The following is a 19,771-nucleotide window of genomic DNA, read 5'->3' on the forward strand; positions in this document are numbered from 1 at the left end:
AGTAGAGGTATTACTATCTCAATGGATGGCAAGGGTCGAGCTACTGATAACATTTGTATTGAGCGTTTTTGGCGCAGTGCAAAATGCGAGCGAATTTATCTTAATGAATATGGTTCTTTGCCTGAGCTTAGGTCTGATCTTGCTGATTATATTGATTTTTATAATCACCGTAGATTTCATGAGAGCTTGGGATACAAAAAACCAATAAATGTGTACAAAGAAGGTGCTATTGACTTTAAAAGTCAGATGCAAAAAACATTGCAGGTTGCATGACATGTATAGGAATAAGAATTTTCAAAAAACTGTATTGACACTTTGGGGTAGAATAGAAATGAAAAATAAACATATTGGATCAAGCATCCAATCAGCCATCAAAGAGCAAATGGAACATGACAAGCAATTCAGCATAGATTTTGAACAAGAACGCTATATTAACGAAGTTGCCCAACTTGCTTATCAGCTAAGAATTGAGTCAGGGCTTAGTCAAAAAGAACTCGCTGAGAAATCAAATACTACACAGCAAGTTATTTCTCGTCTTGAAAGCGGCTCTGATACAAGGCTACCCTCGTTTAACCTGCTCTCAAAAATAGCTCATGCGTTGGGGAAAAAGCTAACCATTCGATTTAGCTGAAATCTGCCAACAATGATGGATTGTTGGTCTTCTGAGAAAATCGCGTGACAAGCATTTATCATCAATGTTTTGGCAATCATATTTTGCCTGAAGCCCTTCATCAAATTTAAACTTGCGATAGTTATTAGAGAAATATAACACGCCTTTTCTTGTTAAAAGTCGCATAGCCAGCTCAATTAATTCCACGTGATCACGCTGTACATCCAAGACATTTTGCATACGCTTAGAGTTAGAAAATGTGGGAGGATCTAAGAAGATTACATCAAATTGTTTACGCGCTTTAACGGCTTCTTTAAGCCACGTAAAGCAATCCGCTTGAATAAATACATGCTGATCAATGTTTAGTTTATTCAAGTGAAAATTGCGTTTTCCCCAATCTAGATAGGTCTTTGACATATCAACGCTCACAACTTGAGCCCCCACCAATGCGGCATGCACACTTGCCGAGCATGTATAAGAAAACAGGTTTAATAACGTTTTGCCTTGAGCGGCTTTTGCCACAATTTGACGCATTTTACGGTGATCTAAAAAAAGACCAGTATCTAAATAATCGTCAAAATTCACATAAAACAAAGCATCATGTTCTTTAACCACATGGAACTTATCGGTTATTGCCTGCCTTTGATATTGACTATCACCCTTTTGTCGCTGGCGTGTTTTTAAATGAATATGTTCATATCTAACCTCTAACACTTCAGCAATGTGATAAACTGCTTGCAACAGACGCTTTTGTGCAAGTTTTTCATCAACTGTTTTACCCATTTGATACTCTTGTACATGCACATGGGTATTATAAAGATCAATTGCCACCGCGTATTCAGGCAAGTCCGCATCATAGATACGATAACACTCAAGCTCCTGCTGCTGCGCCCATTTTTGGATTTGTTGATAATTCTTTAATAAACGATTTTTAAATGCCAAATGTCCATCATCTTGCAAAACTGCATTCTTAGCTTGACGCGTTAATTTCTGTGTCGCAGATTCATGCTGCATCACCCACTGGTCAGACACTTCAAATTGATAAAGCATCGTCTCAAGCGCTCCGTTGAAGAACTTATTAACTTTCATCGCTCTTAAACCAAGTGCTCTCACCGGTTCACTTGCCGCACTGAATATCGACACCTTCCAGCCACTGAAATCACGTATTAATGCCTTGCCAAACCCGCTAAATAATCCACGCAGTTTTTCCGGTCGACCATGGTACAAACGCTCACCATAGGGGGGGTTGGTCAAGATAAAACCTGTTTTTTCGTGCGCATCATTAGCAAAATCTCTGACATCCTGCACAAACACTTCAATCGCACCAACAAGATCAGCTCTGTCTATATTTTGTCGTGCTTTGTCCAGTACGCGCATATCATCGTCATAGCCAATTAAGGTTATATTGCTTTTCTCTTTGCCCATATTTTTGCGCATTAACGCTTCTGACTTTAGTGCCTGCCATGCATTATGATCAAAATCACGCCAATGCATAAAACAAAACGTATCACGCGTAAGATTTGGCGCAATTTCATATGCCATCATCGCCGCCTCAATTAAGATCGTCCCTGAACCACACATTGGATCGATAAAGTTCACTTGATCTTTTTTAAGCTCATCTAACCAGCCACTTTTGACAAGTAGTGCGGCAGCTAAAGTCTCTTTCAATGGTGCCTCACCTTGTGCTAAGCGATAGCCTCGACGATGTAAGCTTTGCCCTGTCAATGACAAATAAATAAATGCCATGCCTTTTTGCAAATGGATATTGATGACAATATCTGGATGCTCTAAATCAACGTTTGGGCGCTCATCCGTCTGATCACGGAAATAATCAACCACCGCATCCTTTGCTTTTTGTGCGGCAAATTGAGTGTTATTAAACACTTGATGTTTACCAGAAAGCTCAATTTTAATTGACTGTGTAACATCAAAGAAACTCGCCCAAGGTAACGAGTAAAGCTCATTATAAAAAGCATCAGCACTGTCAAATTTAGCCACATGCAATTTGCGATGCACCTGATTGGCAAGACGTGACCATAAACACACCTTATATGCAGTGGCAAGATCGGCTTCAAACTCAACACCCGCAAGCTTCTCGCGCGCTTCATCAACGCCTAGTGCTAACAGCTCATCTTTTAGTAACAGTTCAATGCCCTTGGCACAGCTTGCAAAAAAGCTTAACAATTTGGTTTGCTCTACATTCTCAGTAGTAAGTGAAATATCCATTAGAAAAATAATCGCTAAAAATTCAATCTGGGGATTATACCACTTATAAATTATTTTGCGGTGTTTAATTGCGAGGCATTTTTACTAAATCAATGCCTAGAACCTAAGTCCTCATCTTCTTTATCTCCTTCTATTAAGTGTGTCAACTCATCACAGAGTATTAGTTGATCACCTTTAAACTCAAACATTGCAATAACTTTCGCTTTAATGATCATTCCATTAATTTTCTTAGCCTCAGGATAGTGCACACTACATACTTTATTACCCTCTTCGATTAAATGTTCAAAGTGAATCTTCACCTGACTTACCGTTGACTTGAGCGCTTTAATATGCGCGATAAGGTTATCAAATTTCAGTATTTTGCCATCAACATACTGCGTGTAATCAGGGTGAAAGTATTTATGAATATCTGCTTCATCAAAACCATCTTTTTCAAAAATGATCTTAAATATCCGTACTAATAGCTCTTTCTTATCTGGGCAATGTTCTTGTCTTGTTTCAGTAATTGTTTTTCTATTCATTACAGTCTCCTTTAATACTGGTTTATCTTGTCTTAACTGAAGCACATTATATCTTTATCATAATTCGTATTTTATGCGCATTAAGACCAATGGTTGCTTTTATCGGACACAGTCAACCCCGTATCAAAACAAAATTTAAGCCACATCATTTCTTGTTATAAAATTACTTTTCTAATATTATCTAAAAGGTTCTAACCAAATATCAGGGGAGAGGGTATGGAGAAGAAACTAAATCAGCCGGGGCTGTTCTCGGCAATTGCCATTAGTATTGGCACAATGATGGGTAGCGGTTGGTTGTTTGCCTCATACTATGCATCGAAAGCTGCAGGTGGTGCTTCAATTTTGTCATGGATCATCGGCGCACTTGCCGTGCTGATCATGGCATTATTACTAGCAGAAATCGCCATAAAATATCCAGTCAATGGCCTTTTTACACGATTAATCAGTATTTCACATAACCCACACTTTGGCTTTGTTACCGGCATCTCAAACTGGCTGTTAGGCTTGATTGTTATTCCGTCTGAAGCCATGGCAACTACGCAGTATATCGCATCTATCTATAAACCGATGACGCCATATATATTTGCCAATGGCTCATTAACCTTAGCGGGTGTTGCTGTGGTTGGCGTGTTTATGTTGATTTATACACTGATCAATTACTGGGGTATTCATTTTTTTGCGAAGATTAACAACTCCATTACGACAATCAAGATTATTATCCCTATCGTCACTGCTGTTCTTATGCTGCTTGCTGCATTTCATAGCAGTAATTTCACCGCACAAAATGCCAGTTTTATACCTTTTGGCAGTAGCAGTATATTTGGTGCGATTGTCAGCTGCGGTATCTTTTATTCATTCTTTGGATTCCAAACAGCGGTTAGTTTTACCGCAGAGCTTAAAAACCCTAAACGCAATGTGCCTATAGCGTTAATTAGCAGTGTACTCATTGTGCTTGGCATCTATTTGCTCTTACAAATTGCTTTTATTGGCGCGCTACCACCGCATATGCTTGATAATGGCTGGGCAGGACTTAATTTTGAATCACCATTAGCACAATTAACAGGTCTTATTGGCTTAAATGCCTTGGCCGTTGTTCTATACGCTGACGCTTTTATCAGCCCTTCAGGCACGGGGATCATTTATACTGGTGCGAGCACGCGCATGCTCAATGAGATGGGTAAGCACGGTCAAGTACCCAAAGTCTTTGGCAAGATCAATGAACAAATTGGCATGTCGCGCATTTGCTTGATTTTCACCTTTGTCTGCTCATTGATTTTGATTATTTTCTTTAGAAACTGGCAGCTTATTGCTTCGTTAACCACTACGTTTATTTTGATTTCATGTATTGCTTTGCCAATTGCTTACAGCAAGCTCAAAGCCAATAAAAGCAATCCCTTAACGATAAGCTATTTGCCATTTCCGCAAGTATTCTCATTTGTGATCTTTTTATTCTTAAGCTACTTATTAATGATCTCAGGTATTATCAATTTAGCTGTGGCACTTATTCTACACTTGGCATTTTTTGTACTATACGCTGGCATGAAAATAAAAACACACGACAATAAACTCGTCAAAGAAATGATTGTTGGCTCGTGGGGGATTTTTGTATTCTTGGCATTTGAATTAGTTGCCGGCATTATTTACAATCACTTTGCCAATTACACCGCGTTTTATATTGTATTTCTTATGTTAAGCGCACTGTTTTATTTCGTGCTTGTTGCACAGAAGTCAGAAGGAAAGCAAAGAAATCACCAGTAATTTCTCCAACGCATAGACAACTGAGCATCAAGTCACTAGACTTGAGCTTACTCTTAAGTGACAAGGTTTATTTATGCGTCGACACATTGTATCCATTATCACAGGACTCACCGTTATTATGACGGGGATAGGTTATGCTGATGCAAACTTTGATAAGGCGATGACCTATGCCACGGTTAACACCGTTGTGGCAACCAGCTCAGCGATCGCTTTACAAAAAGCCGGCTTTAAAACCCAAACCTATAATACGCAATACGGTTTAGTTACTACTATTGATAATGGTCAAAACAATATATCTCAAAAGAATCAAAATAAGCCTAGCATTTGGCAAACACAGCAAGAGATCTCTCAACAACGCCAAGATTTTATGAATCAATAAATGCGTTTTTTAGTGCTTACTCTCACGCACAAAACATAAGGTGAGTAATGCCAAAATAATGCTTCCAGGCAAAATACTAAAAGCCACTTCATAGCTTGATACACTATAATTAGCACCCAAGACATCCGGTTGCAAATGATCTAAAATCATGCCAACAAGTCCTTCAAAGGTGCCGCCAAAGATTGGCTCTCCGGTATTGATCAATGCTACAGCAGTCGCCATCACCCATAAAGGATTCACCTTACGTCCAACGACAAAGACCAACATAAATGAGCTCGTTACAATGCCATAAGCAAGACAAGCAATAACTAACAACGTTGTATTTAAATGCAAATACAAAATAGCCAGCAAAGATACAAAACCAATCAGTGTGCAGCAAAACATAATCGGCACACAGCGGATCTTAACCGATAATTTCCCCATGATCGGCGCACCTATCCCCATACCGATAAAAATACACGAAATAAAGTAACTGGCTTGTGTTGTTGTTAACGCATATTTTTGAACAAAAAAGCTATTTCCCCACAACCCACCAAAGGCATCAATCGTGGTGAAGATCAAACCAGAATATGCCATAAGTAACCAATTATTGCGTGAACTGATGACCTTTTTGATCATCTTTAAAATATTTTTTTGCTCATTTTGCGCTGCTTGCTCCTCCGCTAAATTAGCATGCCCCTCTTCAGGATCATCACGCACAATAAGCCAATAAACAATCGCAAAAACAACGCCAATAATGGCACAGTAATATAGACCCTCTTGCCAACCAACACTATTAAATAAAGCCGACAAGGGCGCTTGCCCAACGACAGCTCCAGCCATTGCCGCAGTTAATAATAAACTACTGGCAACAGAGAAACCTTTTTCATCAAACCATGTCGCTGCTGCTTTCATATAACTCACTGTGGCAAACGCAACACCTAGCCCCATCATCAAGCGCCCGATAAAGGCAAAAGCAATATGATTAGATGCTGCAAACAGCAAGACCCCAAACGCACTGATAAGCAATGACACCGTACTGACATTGCGACAGCCAAAACGATCAAGAAGCAATCCAGCAAACGGCTGGATAAACAGCACACAATACAAAAAAACCGCCGACAGAAACCCCATTTGTGCTGAGTTAATACCAAAATGCAGTTTGATATCACCGGCGATCAAACTTGGAAAGACCAATGCAATATACTTATAAAATAATAAAAATGAGCTAAGAACAATAACAATCCAAGCATAGCCTTTGATATTTTTGATCGACATGTGTTTTCTGTTTCTTCTTTTTTAGACATAAGGCGTTATATTAACAGCCATTTTTTCGCAAAAGAAGTATATTTTTATATTGAGATGTCTCTCTTTTTAGAAAGTTATAAGCTAAGCTTAAGCTAGGATGATGAAAAACTAAGGTAATGAAGATCCCTATGAAGAAAATAATCTCAATATTGAGTTTAGCTTTATGTGCAAGCTCAGTAAGTAGTTATGCTTATGAAACACTGTCTTATGGCTTTGTTGATGTCAACGGCGGCTATGCCAATAGCCCAAGCTCACTTGATTGGAATCAGTTCTCGCTACCCAATCATACAACAGCCAATAATGGTGAAAGCTCCAATGCCTTTAGCGCGAGTATGCTTGCAGGTCTTGGCGCTGATCTAGGTTATGATCTGTCACTAGAAGCTATGCTTGGCATTGGTTTTACTAGCTCCCTATACGATAGTAACGCCACCACTACTAGCACATTGACATCAGCAACCGCGCATGGCAGCTTTAAGATTGAGCGCTCACTGTATGTGCCGATATTACTGGGTTTAAAATACCAACCATTTAATCGTTTAAGCTTTTCAGCCGCAGGAGGCGCTACCTTTTTAAACCAAACGTACAAAGCTAATTTAAGTGGTTTTAGCACACCAATTGCCAGTGATGGAACACTATCAGGCTTTCAACCTGCCATGCGCTTAGCCATGGATGTTCAGTTAACGAGAAGCTTAAGCCTATCGGCAAGTTATTTACGCACATTTGGTAATGCGACAATTGATAATGACAACTCCAAACCATTACCTATTCAAATATTTAGCCTTGGCTTACGCTATCAATTCCCAATGGGTGAAGCACTTGCCAAGCAACGTATTTACGGCACACCATCAGATTAACTACATCCATCACAAACATATCTATTGTTTAAATCAACTTAACCTATGTCAATATTTCCAGATATTGTTAATTTACATCATCGCACATACAATTCTGAACACATTATATTCAGGATATCATTATGAAAACTTATAAAATCGCCATACTATTAAGCTATCTGTCCATTGCTTCGGTATCTGCAGTAATACTTACACCTGCATTGCCACAAATTGGCAAATTTTACTCACTTGACACTTCCAGCCTCTCATGGTTTGTCGGCATTTTTTTATTTGGCTATGTTTTTGGTCAGCTGATTTATGCCCCACTTGCCAATCGTTTTGGCAGACTCAAAGCCATTCGCTTTGGTTTTGTCATTAACTTAATCGGTTTGGTTATATGCTATATCGCGGCAACCAACATGCTCCATAGCTATAGCTTGTTACTTTTAGGTCGGGTTATTACCGCACTTGGTTCTTCTGCAGGCTTGGCGTGTACTTTCACGTTAGTCAATGAGCTCTTGAATGAAGCGCAAGCAAAGAAAGCAATCTCTTATTCCATGCTGTCTTTTATGCTCGGGATTGGTATTGCTGTCACTCTCGGTGGTGTTGTGACGCAATACTTACAGTGGCAAGATCTATTTTTTATCTTGTTTATTCATGGTGCACTCGCTTATTTATCAACGTTTTTGTTCCATGAAACACTACAAGAAAAACACTCATTACATCCAATAGCCATTGCCCAAAGATACGCACATGCATTAAAAAATCATCGTTTACGTCACTATGCTTTGATTATTGGCTTATGCTCAACGGTATCCTATGGCTACGCAGCAGCGGCACCAATGATCGCACAACACATGCTGCATTTGACACCTAGCGAATATGGCTATTGGAATTTAATCGCACTAGCCGGCACACTAATAAGTGGCTTAAGCGCACCCCGCATACTGCATCGATTTGATGCCAATAAGATTATTATGGTTGCCATTGCTATTATTTTTATTGGCGCAATATTGCTTTATCTTAGCGTTCAATTTAATGCTCGAGCATTAGTGTTCTTTCTTATTTGCGCAGTATTGTATTACTTCAGCGGATTATTATTCCCAAGTGCAACACTGTTTGCTTCATCAGCGATTAATGATAAAGCATCTGCTTCATCCATGATGAGCTTTATGAATATGGGCTCAGCAATGCTTGCGGTCATTATTATGGGTTATTTACCTGGAGATAGCGCACTACAATTTAGTCTGATACTTATTGCGTTTATCGCCATTAATATAATTTCGGGAATTTTTCTAAAAAGAGATAATCAATCTTGATGGTGGGTCGTGCAGGATTCGAACCTGCGACCAATTGGTTAAAAGCCAACTGCTCTACCGACTGAGCTAACGACCCGACGAAGAGCTATTATAACGGCTCAACCCCTTATTGCAAGGGCTTTTTTCAATTAATTCCAGTGAATTTTAAATCTGTACTTTTTACAGTCAAACAGAAGCTATATCCTGTAGATTTACTCAGCAACTAATGCAACCTCATGGTGCAGGCTATACTTAAAATCCTCCACTAAATTTGGCAATACTTCATCGACATAATGCTTGGTATACGTCTGCTCACAGTGAAAATCAAATGCTGCCATATCGCGATAATACTCAATAAAAGTAAACACCTCCGGATCATCAATATCTTGATGCAATTCATAGCGCAAACAATCAGGCTCTTGTGCGCTTGCTGACTTTAATGTCTGAAATATCGCTAATACTTGTGCTAGATTTTCTTTACGTACTCGCATACTAGCAATACAAATGACTTCGCTATTTGATACGATTTTCAACATCTTAACCTCCCTATTTTGGGCAAAAAAAACCTGCAATAGCAGGTTTTATAGTTAGCAATAAAAGTTTTAGATTAAGCTTCTACTGCTTCTTCAACTTCTACTTGTGGACGATCAACTAGCTCGATAAACGCCATAGGTGCTTTATCACCAAAGCGGAAACCACACTTAAGTACGCGTGTATAACCACCTGGACGAGCTTCATAACGTGGTCCGATTTCTTCAAATAGCTTCTTAACCGCTTCTTTATTACGTAGGTAATTAAAAGCTTGACGTCTTAAAGCAACTACTTGACCTTTGAACTCATTATTATCATGATCAGTTGTTGATTTGCGCAGCTCAACTTCACGCTTTGCAAGCGTAATTAAAGGCTCGATAAAGCCTCTTAACTCTTTTGCTTTAGGCAAAGTTGTTTTGATCAGCTCATGCTTTAACAATGAAGCTGACATGTTTCTAAACATCGCTTTGCGATGGCTGCTTGTTCTATTAAACTTACGACCACTCTTACGATGACGCATAGTAATTTCCTTCTAGTTAAAATTATATATTACTTACTAAGCTGCTCTGGCGGCCAGTTGTCAATTCTGACACCTAAAGAAAGGCCTCTTTCAGCTAACACAGCTTTTATTTCATTCAAAGACTTACGCCCCAAGTTTGGAATGCGCATTAAGTCTGACTCAGGGAATTGCACCAAATCGCCCAAATAACGAATATTTTGAGCTTTTAGACAGTTCGCTGATCTGACCGTTAATTCTAAGTCTTCAACAGGTCTAAGTAATAAAGGATCGATTTCAGGGGCATCTTGTGCAGATTTGCGACCTAGTGGTGCTTTCAAATCTACAAATACAGCGATCTGCTCATAGAAATAAGTCATCGCTAACTCAATTGCCACCTCAGGCTTAATCGTACCTTTAGTACGCATATAAATTTCTAATTTCTCGCTATTATCATTTAAAGCTGAAACGGTAAAAGAAACATCTAGAATCGGATTATAAGCGGCATCTAATGGAATATAGCCAACCAACAATTCTTCAACTGCTGCTTGTGTATAAACTGTAGATGGCACAAATCCACGACCCTTGGTCACTTTAAGCGACATATTAAGCTTGCCACCTTCGTTAAGATTAGCAATGACATAATTAGGATCTGATACTTTGACATTACCACTAACTTCAAGATCTTTCGCCAATAATTTTGAAGGACCTGCTTTAGTGATTGTCAAATACGCTTCTTCTGTTTCATCTTGTAAACTAATAGCCAGTTTTTTTAGATTAAGCAGAATTTCTACAACATCTTCTTGTACACCTTCGATGGTGCAGTATTCATGCAAAGCGCCTTCAAGCTGCGCTTCTGTTACTGCAGAACCCGGTATAGAAGATAATAAAATTCTTCTGAGAGCATTTCCCATTACATGACCAAAACCAACAGCTAACGGCTCAAGCACCACTTTAAAGTGGTTATTTTTAACCTCAGTAACACTGCCAATTTGTGGTTTGTAAGCTTCAGTTGGACAAGTATGCATTAACTGCTCTCCGTTTATCTATTATTTAGAGTACAATTCAACAATTAGCTGCTCATTGATATCAGCAGATAATTCAGCACGCTCTGGCTTAGACTTGAAAGCACCTTCAACTTTTGCTTCATCTACTTCAATCCAAGATAAAGTACCACGTTGCTTAGCAAGTTCTAATGCGCTTTGAATACGCAATTGCTTCTTCGATTTTTCACGAACTGCAACAATGTCACCCGCTTGTAAAGCATATGAAGGGATATTACATGCTTTGCCATTTACCAAGATGCCTTTGTGTGTTACTAACTGACGCGCTTCTGCACGTGTTGCACCAAAGCCCATGCGGAAAACAACATTGTCCAAACGACCTTCTAAAAGCTCAAGCAGGTTTGCACCTGTATTACCTTTGCGTCTTGCCGCTTCAACATAATAACGCTTAAATTGGTTCTCAAGTATGCCATAAATACGACGTACTTTTTGTTTTTCACGCAATTGCAAACCGTAGTCAGATAGGCGCGCTCTTTTTGCACCGTGTTGACCAGGCTGCGTGTTGATTTTACATTTTTCTTCGATCGATCTTACACCGCTTTTTAGCTGAAGATCAGTACCTTCTCTACGAGAAAGCTTACACTTAGGTCCTAAGTATCTAGCCATTTCACTTACCTTAAAATCTTATACACGACGTTTTTTCGGAGGACGGCAACCGTTATGCGGTAACGGTGTTACATCCGTAATGCTCGTCACTTTGAAGCCTTTTGCATTTAAAGCGCGTACCGCAGATTCGCGTCCAGGTCCAGGACCTTTCACAAGAACATCTACGTTTTTCACACCATACTCAAGCGCAACATCACCTGCTCTTTCAGCGGCAACCTGTGCTGCAAAAGGTGTACTCTTACGAGAACCTCTAAAACCACTACCACCAGAAGTCGCCCAAGACAACGCATTACCTTGACGATCCGTAATAGTGATAATCGTGTTGTTGAAAGAAGCGTGGATATGCGCAATCGCATCCGGTACGCTCTTCTTGATTTTCTTCTTAGGCTTTACAGCTTTTGCCATAAGTTTGATTCCTATTTGTTATAATTGTACTTATGCCCTAATTGGCTTTCTTGGTCCTTTACGCGTACGAGCATTCGTCTTAGTACGCTGACCTCTTACAGGCAGATTACGGCGATGTCTACGACCACGATATGTACCTAGATCCATTAAACGCTTAATGTTCATTGATACTTCACGACGAAGATCACCTTCCACTGTAAACTTGGCAACTTCACTTCTCAATAACTCGATCTGCTCTTCTGTCAAGTCTTTGATTTTGTTGCTTGGTTCAATGTTACACGCAGCACATATTTTAATTGCGCGTGGACGCCCAATACCATAAATCGCTGTTAAGGCAACATCAGCATGCTTATGATCAGGAACGTTAATCCCAGCTATACGAGCCATTTACAATACTCCATTTACTTTATTAATATCTTAAAATTATTAGTTAATTTGGCACGGCGGTCGAATATAACGCTTTTTTTATGAAAAAGCAAGCCACCATGTCTAATTATTAACCTTGACGCTGTTTGTGTCTTGGATCAGTACAGATCACACGCACCACACGATTACGCTTGATCACTTTACAGTTTCTACACATCTTCTTCACAGAAGCTCTGACTTTCATCTGATTACCTCATTCTTGTTAAAATTATAATTTACCGTAATTACTCAAATTTGCTTTCTTTAACAGTGAGTCATACTGAGTTGACATCATATGTGATTGCACTTGCGCCATGAAATCCATGATCACAACCACGACGATCAATAGCGATGTTCCGCCAAATGTAAACGACAACCCATGACCAAAAAAGTTCATAACAAAAATTGGTAATAAACAAATTGCGGTAATATAGATCGAACCAATAAGTGTTAACTTACTCATGACCGAGTCAATATATTTTGCTGTTTGTTCACCAGGTCTAACCCCAGTAATAAACGCCCCAGAACGCTTAAGATTATCTGCTGTTTCTTTCGGATTGAAAACAAGCGCCGTATAGAAGAAACAAAAGAAAATAATCGCTGCTGCAAAAATTAAGGTATACAGCAAGCTACCTGGTTGAAGCGCTTCACCAATTTCAGCCAACCATCCTAATGACGGTGAAGATGCAAACCAATTAGAAAGCATCCCTGGAACCATCAAAATAGATGATGCGAAAATAGGCGGAATCACACCCGCCATATTTAGTTTTAATGGTAAATGACTTGTTTGTGGCGCCATCATCTTACGACCTTGCTGACGTTTAGCATAGTTAACCGTAATACGACGTTGAGCACGTTCGACAAAAACAACAAAAGCAACAACCGCTAGTAAAATAACTAGCAACACCCAAACAGTTAGGTATGAAATTGCGCCTTGGTTAGCTTGTGAAATCGTTGTGCTAATTTCAAATGGCAGGTTGGCAACAATACCTGAGAAGATTAGTAATGAGATACCATTACCAATACCACGTTCAGTCATCTGCTCACCCAACCACATCAAAAACATACTGCCTGTTGTCATTGAGATAATTGCGGCAAAATAAAACAAAAATCTTGAGTCAATATCCACGAGTCCAGGCTGATTAAACGTATAAACTGCGATACCAAACGATTGCACTAACGCTAGCGCCAAAGTCGCATATCTTGTGTATTGCGTTATTTTCTTCTGCCCTGATTCCCCTTCTTTTTTGAGCTCCATCAGCTTTGGTGAAACCGCACTCATCATTTGGAAGATAATCGACGCTGAAATATAAGGCATAACACCTAATGCGAAGATACTTAGCTTCTCAAGTGCGCCACCTGAGAACATGTTAAACATGCTCAAAAGCCCGTTGCCACCAGCGTATTGCGCTGACATTAACTTGCTTAACTGATCGGCATCAATATATGGGATCGGGATATAGACACCTAGTCTAAAGACAATAATGCCTAATAAGACAAAAAGAAGGCGTTGTCTTAATTCCTTAAGTCCGCCACCTTTTTTAAGATTTTGTGTTGCCATAGCAATATTACTCTACCTTGCCACCAGCAGATTCAATAGCTGCTTTTGCACCTTTTGTGCAATGCAAACCATTAATAGTAACTGGTTTATTGATTTCACCACTTGCAATAATACGCGCTTCAAGCATATCTTTACGTATAATACCTGCTTGCTTTAATGCATCCAGAGTCACTACGTCAGCTTCGATTACATTTAATTCATGCAATCTGATTTCAGCAACATATTTTGCTTTTTGTGAAGTAAAACCAAATTTAGGTAGTCTTCTTTGTAAAGGCATCTGACCGCCTTCAAAACCAACTTTATGGTAACCGCCAGAGCGTGCTTTTTGCCCTTTGTGACCACGACCAGAAGTCTTACCAAGACCACTACCGATACCACGACCAAGGCGCTTTGCAGCAGGCTTTGAACCCGGCGCTGGAGAAATTGTATTTAATCTCATTGATATTACCCCTCTATCTTCACCATGTAGTTGATCTTGTTTGCCATACCGCGATTAGCAGGCGTATCAATCACTTCTACACTTTGGCGAATTTTACGTAAACCTAGACCGTTTGCACACGCTTTGTGTGACGCTTGGCGACCAATTAGGCTTTTCGTCAACGTTACTTTAAAAGTCTTATTATCAGTCATCGTACTTACCCTTGAATTGCTTCAACGCTTAAGCCACGCTTCTCTGCAATCTCCTCAGGAGATTTAAGGTTGCTTAAACCATTGATAGTTGCACGAACAACGTTGATTGGGTTAGTTGAACCATAAGTCTTAGCTAAGACGTTATGAACACCTACCACTTCAAATACTGCACGCATCGCACCACCGGCAATAATACCTGTACCCTGAGATGCTGGCTGCATGAATACTTTAGACGCGCCATGGCTAGCAGTTGTTGGATACCATAAAGTATCACCATTTAGGTTAACTGTTTCCATATTGCGACGTGCGTTTTCCATTGCTTTTTGGATTGCCACAGGTACTTCACGAGATTTACCTCTACCAATACCGACTCGGCCATTTCCATCACCAACAACAACTAAAGCAGCAAAGCTCATGATTCTGCCGCCTTTAACTGTTTTGGCATGTCTTTTAACGCTGACTAACTTTTCGATCAAGCCGTCAGTTTTTTGCATATTATCTGCCATTATCAGTCGCCTTTAATTAAAATTTCAAACCATTTTCTCTAGCTGAATCAGCTAGTGCTTTTACGCGGCCGTGATATTTAAAGCCTGAACGATCAAAAGCAACCTGTTCAATACCTTTCTCAACAGCACGCTGCGCAATTATCTTACCAACAACAACTGCAGCAGCAACGTTGCCAGTATAAGCGCAATCGCCTTTCACAGCTTGCTCAAGTGTTGAAGCTTGCACTAAAACCTGAGCACCATTGCCAGAAATAATTTGAGCATACATATGCTTAGGTGTTCTATGTATGCATAAACGAACTTGATTTAGCTCTTTAAGTTTAATGCGTGTACGTTTTGCACGACGTAAACGAGCAATTTTCTTATCCATAGTTCTAACTCACTTATTTTTTCTTAGCTTCTTTGGTGATTACTCTTTCATCCGCATAACGAACACCCTTGCCTTTATAGACTTCAGGTTGACGATAAGCACGGATATCTGCTGCAACTTTACCAAGTAGCTCTTTATTGGCACTCTTCAAAACGATTTCAGTTTGTGAAGGTGTCTCAGCTGTCACGCCTTGTGGTAACGCATGATCAACTGGATGAGAGAAACCAAGCGTTAAGTTAACGCTATTACCTTGAGCCTTAGCACGGTAACCAACACCAACCAATTGTAACTTCTTCTCAAAGCCTTGACTAACACCAATAACCATGTTGTTAATCACAGCACGCGCAGTACCTGATTGCATGTTAGCAGTTTTAGACTCATCGTTTGGCTTAACATTGATGATTTTATCTGCAACTTCAATTGTCACTGCATTATTAATTTTTTTAACTAGTTCGCCTTTGGCACCCTTAACGGTAACAAGGTTATCATTTGCTACTGCAACTGTGACACCGCTAGGAATAGCAACAGGCTTTTTACCAACTCTAGACATTAAAAATCTCCTGTTTTATGCTACGTAGCAAATTATTTCACCACCAACGCCTTCTGAACGCGCTTTTCTGTCGCTCATAAGACCTTTAGAAGTTGAAATCACAGCCACACCAAAGCCACCATGAACTTTAGGAAGTTCACTTGCCGTCTTGTAAATACGAAGACCAGGGCGACTTACACGCTTAAGCATTTCAATCACAGGTTGCCCTTGGTGATATTTAAGCTCAACACTAAGCGTACCGTTATTTTCTTCAGAAACATTAACACTCTTGATAAAACCTTCTGCAACAAGAAGATCAGCAATTGCTTTTTTCTTCTTAGATAAAGGCATAGAAACAGTTGTCTTATGTGCAGACAAACCATTTCTAATTCTTGTTAGCATATCTGCAATAGGATCTTGCATACTCATAAAATTTAATCCTTCTATTACCAGCTAGCTTTTTTCAAGCCAGGAACATCACCAACCATTGCGTGCTCACGCAACTTGTTACGGCATAAACCAAACTTCTTGTAAACAGCATGCGGTCTACCGGTAATACGGCAGCGCGTTTGTAAACGTGAAGGTGATGAATTCACTGGAAGCTTTTGCAATTTAATTTGCGCATCCCACTTTTGATCATCAGTGGCATCTGGACTTAGAATAATTGCTTTAAGCTCAGCTCTTTTTTGAGCATATTTAGCAACTAGTCTTTGTCTTTTTAATTCTCTTTGGATCATTCCAAGTTTTGCCATTGTAAGGTTACTCCTTAAGATTTCAGCGGGAAGTTAAACGCTGTCAATAGCGCTTTACCGTGTTCATTACTCTTAGCAGTTGTTGTAATTGTGATATCTAAACCACGAATACTATCAACTTTATCGTAATCAATTTCTGGAAAAGCGATTTGCTCGCGCATACCCATACTGTAATTACCACGCCCATCAAATGATTTAGGGTTTAAACCACGGAAATCGCGGACACGTGGGATTGCAATCGATACTAAACGATCTAAGAATTCATACATACGCTCGCCACGCAAAGTTACCTTCGCGCCAATTGGCCAACCATCACGAATCTTAAAGCCAGCGATAGATTTTTTAGTTTTAGTAATCACAGCCTTTTGACCTGCGATTGCTTCTAAGTCTCTTACCGCGTGCTCTAACGCTTTTTTATCTTTTGCAGCTTCACCAACACCCATATTAAGCGTGATTTTAGTAATGCGTGGAATTTCCATCACATTAGCTACACCTAGCTCATCTTTAAGCTGTGGAACTACTTTTTCTTGATAGAAAGCTTTTAGCCTTGCCATATTTTACTACCTATAGATCTACTAGTTCGCCATTTGACTTGAAATAGCGAACTTTTTTATTACCATCTTCTACAAATTTAACGCCAACACGGTCAGCTTTCTTTGTAGCAGGGTTATATAAAGCAACATTAGATGCGTGAATAGATGCTTCTTTCTCGATAATGCCACCCTCAACCCCTTTATTCGGGTTAGGCTTTACATGTTTCTTGACAAGATTAACACCTTCCACCACTACGCGATTCTCTTCAGAAAGCACAGTGACTATTGTTCCTCTACGACCTTTGTCTTTACCAGCGATAATTACAACATCATCGCCTTTCTTCAGTCTATTCATTCTCTGTTATACTCCAACTTATAACACTTCAGGGGCAAGTGAAACAATCTTCATAAATTGTTCACTACGTAGCTCACGTGTCACAGGACCGAATATACGCGTACCAATAGGTTGGTTGTTGTTATTCAAAAGAACAACAGCATTACCATCAAAGCGTAAAACAGAACCATCGCGACGACGAACACCTTTTGCTGTTCTAACCACAACCGCACTATATACGCTTCCTTTTTTTACCTTACCGCGTGGGTTCGCTTCTTTAACAGAAACTTTGATCACATCACCAACACTTGCGTATCTGCGATGAGAACCACCCAACACTTTGATACATTCTACCCTACGAGCGCCACTATTATCAGCAACTTGAAGTTCAGTTTGCATCTGAATCATTTTATATACCTCACTTACGTCAATTTCTAAATAGTGGCGTCAAAAGACGCACTATTATAACAACAAAAATTAAAATTGCAATTTGACAATTTGCATAGAGAATAACCTCCTCCACGCAAGCTGTTTTATGATTACATTTTTATTATTTTGCACGCTCTACGATTGAAACCAAACGCCACTTTTTAGTTTTTGAGTAAGGTCTTGTTTCAGTGATCTCAACCGTATCACCTTCGTTGCACTCGTTTGCTTCATCATGCGCATGGTACTTAGTCGATTTAGTTACGAACTTACCATATAACGGATGCTTAACCTTACGATCTACAACGACCGTGATCGTTTTATCCATCTTATCGCTGGTTACTTTGCCAAGTAACGTTCTTATTTTATCACTCATCTCTAGTTACCCACTTTTTGTTTTTCAGACAAAATCGTATTAATGCGAGCAATATCACGACGAATGTTTTTAAACATATGATTCTGTGTTAATTGCCCAGTTCCTTTTTGCATACGCAAGTTAAACTGCTCTTTCAACAAATCAATCTTATGCGCCTTCAACTCTTCAGCTGATTTTGCTTTTAGTTCTTTAATTTTTTCAATAGCTTTCATTACATCACCGTTTTTTCTGCGAATGTAGTTGCAAAAGGAAGCTTAGCTGCGGCACGCGCAAAAGCGGCTCTAGCCATTTCTTCCGTCACACCTTGGATTTCATAAAGCATCTTGCCTGGCTTGATCTGCGCTACCCAGTACTCAACGTTACCTTTACCTTTACCCATACGAACTTCTAATGGCTTCTCAGTAATTGGCTTGTCTGGGAATACGCGAATCCATACTTTACCACCACGACGAATGTGACGGTTAATCGCACGACGGCCTGCTTCGATTTGGCGCGCTGTCAAACGACCACGAGCAGTCGCTTGCAAACCAAACTCACCAAAACTCACCTTATTACCACGCAAAGCAAGACCACGGTTACGTAATTTTTGCTGTTTACGGAATTTAGTACGCTTAGGCTGTAACATTATTTAGCCCCTCTTCTTTTTGCTTTCTTTGGCGCTTTATCTTCAGTCGCTGCGTCAACTTTACGCTCTTGACCTGGAAGAACTTCACCTTTGAATATCCATACTTTAACACCTAGGATACCGTAAGTTGTTAAAGCTTCAGATGTTGCATAATCAATATCAGCACGGAATGTATGAAGTGGAATACGACCTTCTTTTGCCCATTCAGTACGCGCGATTTCCGCACCACCTAAACGACCAGCGATCGATACCTTAATACCTTCAGCGCCCATTTTCATAGCAGTTTGAATCGCACGCTTCATCGCACGGCGGAACATAACACGCTTTTCTAATTGTTGCGCAATCCCATCAGCAACCAATTGAGCATCTAACTCAGGCTTACGGATTTCTTCGATATTAACCTGAACAGGCACGCCCATTTTTTTGGTTAATTCATTGCGTAACACTTCAACGTCTTCACCTTTCTTACCAATCACAATACCAGGACGCGCAGTGAAAATAGTCACTTTAGCATTTTGCGCTGGACGCTCGATCTTGATCTTACTCACTGAAGCATTGGCTAGTTTTTTATGAAGATAGTTACGTACTTCGATATCGGAGTTTAACTTATCTGCATAATCTTTTGCATCTGCATACCATACTGAACGCCAGTCTTTAATAAAACCTAGGCGTATACCGGTAGGATGAACCTTCTGACCCATTTAGTGCCC

The 19,771-nt window shown here is 39.8% G+C and carries 31 protein-coding genes and 1 tRNA gene; 6 read left to right on the forward strand and 26 right to left on the reverse strand.

All coding sequences use genetic code 11. From position 1 onward, the window contains the following. Together F3D68_RS02190 and F3D68_RS02195 are read left to right on the forward strand one after the other, a co-directional pair. The coding region (locus F3D68_RS02190; protein WP_151192891.1) for an integrase core domain-containing protein at positions 1–273 on the forward strand (273 nt) is incomplete at its 5' end. A 1-nt stretch (position 274) separates the two neighbouring features. Further along, the gene (locus F3D68_RS02195) at positions 275–631 is read left to right on the forward strand and encodes a helix-turn-helix domain-containing protein (RefSeq protein WP_224728209.1); all 357 of its coding nucleotides are present in this window, start codon (positions 275–277) and stop codon (positions 629–631) included. Here the strand turns inward: F3D68_RS02195 and rlmKL are convergent. Together rlmKL and F3D68_RS02205 are read right to left on the reverse strand one after the other, a co-directional pair. After that, a complete protein-coding gene (gene rlmKL, locus F3D68_RS02200) occupies positions 611–2,836 on the reverse strand; it encodes a bifunctional 23S rRNA (guanine(2069)-N(7))-methyltransferase RlmK/23S rRNA (guanine(2445)-N(2))-methyltransferase RlmL (protein ID WP_151192892.1) in 2,226 nt (741 codons plus the stop codon). The genes F3D68_RS02195 and rlmKL overlap by 21 nt on opposite strands. 89 nt (positions 2,837–2,925) lie before the next feature. After that, on the reverse strand, positions 2,926–3,357 hold the full coding sequence (locus F3D68_RS02205; RefSeq protein ID WP_151192893.1) for a nuclear transport factor 2 family protein: 432 nt from the start codon (positions 3,355–3,357) through the stop codon (positions 2,926–2,928). A gap of 216 nt (positions 3,358–3,573) precedes the next feature. Between F3D68_RS02205 and F3D68_RS02210 the strand changes: the two genes are divergently transcribed. Both F3D68_RS02210 and F3D68_RS02215 read left to right on the forward strand, forming a co-directional pair. Continuing rightward, complete coding sequence (locus F3D68_RS02210; RefSeq protein WP_151192894.1) at positions 3,574–5,115, forward strand: APC family permease; 1,542 nt, start codon at positions 3,574–3,576, stop codon at positions 5,113–5,115. Between the two features lie 73 nt (positions 5,116–5,188). After that, positions 5,189–5,494 (forward strand): hypothetical protein, encoded by a 306-nt coding sequence (locus tag F3D68_RS02215; RefSeq protein WP_151192895.1) that lies wholly within the window; start codon positions 5,189–5,191, stop codon positions 5,492–5,494. A 9-nt stretch (positions 5,495–5,503) separates the two neighbouring features. Here F3D68_RS02215 and F3D68_RS02220 read toward each other — a convergent pair whose 3' ends face one another. Continuing rightward, positions 5,504–6,751, reverse strand: coding sequence for an MFS transporter (locus tag F3D68_RS02220; protein ID WP_151192896.1), 1,248 nt, complete (start codon positions 6,749–6,751; stop codon positions 5,504–5,506). 158 nt (positions 6,752–6,909) lie between these two features. Here F3D68_RS02220 and F3D68_RS02225 point away from each other — a divergent pair, with 158 nt between their 5' ends. Together F3D68_RS02225 and F3D68_RS02230 are read left to right on the forward strand one after the other, a co-directional pair. Next, positions 6,910–7,635: an outer membrane beta-barrel protein gene (locus F3D68_RS02225; protein ID WP_191092669.1), complete on the forward strand. Its 726-nt coding sequence runs from the start codon at positions 6,910–6,912 to the stop codon at positions 7,633–7,635. A gap of 122 nt (positions 7,636–7,757) precedes the next feature. Then, a complete protein-coding gene (locus F3D68_RS02230; RefSeq protein ID WP_151192898.1) occupies positions 7,758–8,933 on the forward strand; it encodes an MFS transporter in 1,176 nt (391 codons plus the stop codon). Here F3D68_RS02230 and F3D68_RS02235 read toward each other — a convergent pair. The 23 genes from F3D68_RS02235 to rpsC all read right to left on the reverse strand — a co-directional run bounded on the left by F3D68_RS02235 (position 8,934) and on the right by rpsC (position 19,762). Beyond that, positions 8,934–9,009 (reverse strand) — tRNA-Lys (locus F3D68_RS02235). Between the two features lie 115 nt (positions 9,010–9,124). Then, positions 9,125–9,448, reverse strand: coding sequence for a putative quinol monooxygenase (locus F3D68_RS02240; RefSeq protein ID WP_151192899.1), 324 nt, complete (start codon positions 9,446–9,448; stop codon positions 9,125–9,127). Positions 9,449–9,519: 71 nt separating this feature from the next. Next, a complete protein-coding gene (rplQ, locus tag F3D68_RS02245; RefSeq protein WP_117001389.1) occupies positions 9,520–9,963 on the reverse strand; it encodes a 50S ribosomal protein L17 in 444 nt (147 codons plus the stop codon). Positions 9,964–9,992: 29 nt separating this feature from the next. After that, positions 9,993–10,967, reverse strand: coding sequence for a DNA-directed RNA polymerase subunit alpha (locus tag F3D68_RS02250; RefSeq protein WP_151192900.1), 975 nt, complete (start codon positions 10,965–10,967; stop codon positions 9,993–9,995). Between the two features lie 21 nt (positions 10,968–10,988). Further along, entirely contained in the window at positions 10,989–11,609 is a 621-nt protein-coding gene (gene rpsD / locus F3D68_RS02255) for a 30S ribosomal protein S4 (RefSeq protein ID WP_117001391.1), read from the reverse strand. Between the two features lie 18 nt (positions 11,610–11,627). After that, positions 11,628–12,014: a 30S ribosomal protein S11 gene (rpsK, locus tag F3D68_RS02260; RefSeq protein ID WP_117001392.1), complete on the reverse strand. Its 387-nt coding sequence runs from the start codon at positions 12,012–12,014 to the stop codon at positions 11,628–11,630. 30 nt (positions 12,015–12,044) lie between these two features. Next, complete coding sequence (gene rpsM, locus F3D68_RS02265; RefSeq protein ID WP_117001393.1) at positions 12,045–12,401, reverse strand: 30S ribosomal protein S13; 357 nt, start codon at positions 12,399–12,401, stop codon at positions 12,045–12,047. Positions 12,402–12,510: 109 nt separating this feature from the next. Next, positions 12,511–12,624, reverse strand: coding sequence for a 50S ribosomal protein L36 (gene rpmJ / locus F3D68_RS02270; RefSeq protein WP_003017816.1), 114 nt, complete (start codon positions 12,622–12,624; stop codon positions 12,511–12,513). A gap of 24 nt (positions 12,625–12,648) precedes the next feature. Beyond that, positions 12,649–13,980 (reverse strand): preprotein translocase subunit SecY, encoded by a 1,332-nt coding sequence (gene secY / locus F3D68_RS02275; RefSeq protein WP_117001394.1) that lies wholly within the window; start codon positions 13,978–13,980, stop codon positions 12,649–12,651. A gap of 7 nt (positions 13,981–13,987) precedes the next feature. Continuing rightward, complete coding sequence (rplO, locus tag F3D68_RS02280) at positions 13,988–14,419, reverse strand: 50S ribosomal protein L15 (protein WP_117001395.1); 432 nt, start codon at positions 14,417–14,419, stop codon at positions 13,988–13,990. A gap of 5 nt (positions 14,420–14,424) precedes the next feature. After that, positions 14,425–14,610 carry a 50S ribosomal protein L30 gene (gene rpmD / locus F3D68_RS02285; RefSeq protein ID WP_151192901.1) on the reverse strand — a complete coding sequence of 62 codons (186 nt, stop codon included), beginning with the start codon at positions 14,608–14,610 and terminating at the stop codon, positions 14,425–14,427. A gap of 5 nt (positions 14,611–14,615) precedes the next feature. Next, positions 14,616–15,116: a 30S ribosomal protein S5 gene (gene rpsE, locus F3D68_RS02290; RefSeq protein WP_151192902.1), complete on the reverse strand. Its 501-nt coding sequence runs from the start codon at positions 15,114–15,116 to the stop codon at positions 14,616–14,618. 16 nt (positions 15,117–15,132) lie between these two features. Beyond that, a complete protein-coding gene (gene rplR / locus F3D68_RS02295) occupies positions 15,133–15,486 on the reverse strand; it encodes a 50S ribosomal protein L18 (RefSeq protein WP_117001398.1) in 354 nt (117 codons plus the stop codon). Positions 15,487–15,499: 13 nt separating this feature from the next. Next, on the reverse strand, positions 15,500–16,036 hold the full coding sequence (rplF, locus tag F3D68_RS02300) for a 50S ribosomal protein L6 (protein WP_117001399.1): 537 nt from the start codon (positions 16,034–16,036) through the stop codon (positions 15,500–15,502). Positions 16,037–16,051: 15 nt separating this feature from the next. Next, on the reverse strand, positions 16,052–16,444 hold the full coding sequence (rpsH, locus tag F3D68_RS02305; protein WP_117001400.1) for a 30S ribosomal protein S8: 393 nt from the start codon (positions 16,442–16,444) through the stop codon (positions 16,052–16,054). 17 nt (positions 16,445–16,461) lie between these two features. After that, positions 16,462–16,767 (reverse strand): 30S ribosomal protein S14, encoded by a 306-nt coding sequence (gene rpsN, locus F3D68_RS02310; RefSeq protein ID WP_117001401.1) that lies wholly within the window; start codon positions 16,765–16,767, stop codon positions 16,462–16,464. A 14-nt stretch (positions 16,768–16,781) separates the two neighbouring features. Next, a complete protein-coding gene (gene rplE / locus F3D68_RS02315) occupies positions 16,782–17,321 on the reverse strand; it encodes a 50S ribosomal protein L5 (RefSeq protein ID WP_117001402.1) in 540 nt (179 codons plus the stop codon). 10 nt (positions 17,322–17,331) lie between these two features. Continuing rightward, positions 17,332–17,655, reverse strand: a complete 324-nt coding sequence (rplX, locus tag F3D68_RS02320) for a 50S ribosomal protein L24 (protein ID WP_117001403.1) — start codon at positions 17,653–17,655, stop codon at positions 17,332–17,334. Positions 17,656–17,673: 18 nt separating this feature from the next. Further along, positions 17,674–18,042 (reverse strand): 50S ribosomal protein L14, encoded by a 369-nt coding sequence (gene rplN, locus F3D68_RS02325; RefSeq protein ID WP_117001404.1) that lies wholly within the window; start codon positions 18,040–18,042, stop codon positions 17,674–17,676. Positions 18,043–18,184: 142 nt separating this feature from the next. Further along, entirely contained in the window at positions 18,185–18,436 is a 252-nt protein-coding gene (rpsQ, locus tag F3D68_RS02330) for a 30S ribosomal protein S17 (RefSeq protein WP_117001405.1), read from the reverse strand. A 2-nt stretch (positions 18,437–18,438) separates the two neighbouring features. Further along, positions 18,439–18,648 (reverse strand): 50S ribosomal protein L29, encoded by a 210-nt coding sequence (rpmC, locus tag F3D68_RS02335; protein WP_151192903.1) that lies wholly within the window; start codon positions 18,646–18,648, stop codon positions 18,439–18,441. Next, a complete protein-coding gene (gene rplP / locus F3D68_RS02340; RefSeq protein ID WP_117001407.1) occupies positions 18,648–19,061 on the reverse strand; it encodes a 50S ribosomal protein L16 in 414 nt (137 codons plus the stop codon). Before rplP ends, rpmC begins: the two co-directional genes overlap by 1 nt. Next, positions 19,061–19,762 (reverse strand): 30S ribosomal protein S3, encoded by a 702-nt coding sequence (rpsC, locus tag F3D68_RS02345; protein WP_117001408.1) that lies wholly within the window; start codon positions 19,760–19,762, stop codon positions 19,061–19,063. Before rpsC ends, rplP begins: the two co-directional genes overlap by 1 nt. Between the last annotated feature and the right edge of the window lie 9 nt (positions 19,763–19,771).

The sequence above is a fragment of the Cysteiniphilum sp. JM-1 genome, from assembly GCF_008711525.1.
Taxonomy (GTDB): domain Bacteria; phylum Pseudomonadota; class Gammaproteobacteria; order Francisellales; family Francisellaceae; genus Caedibacter.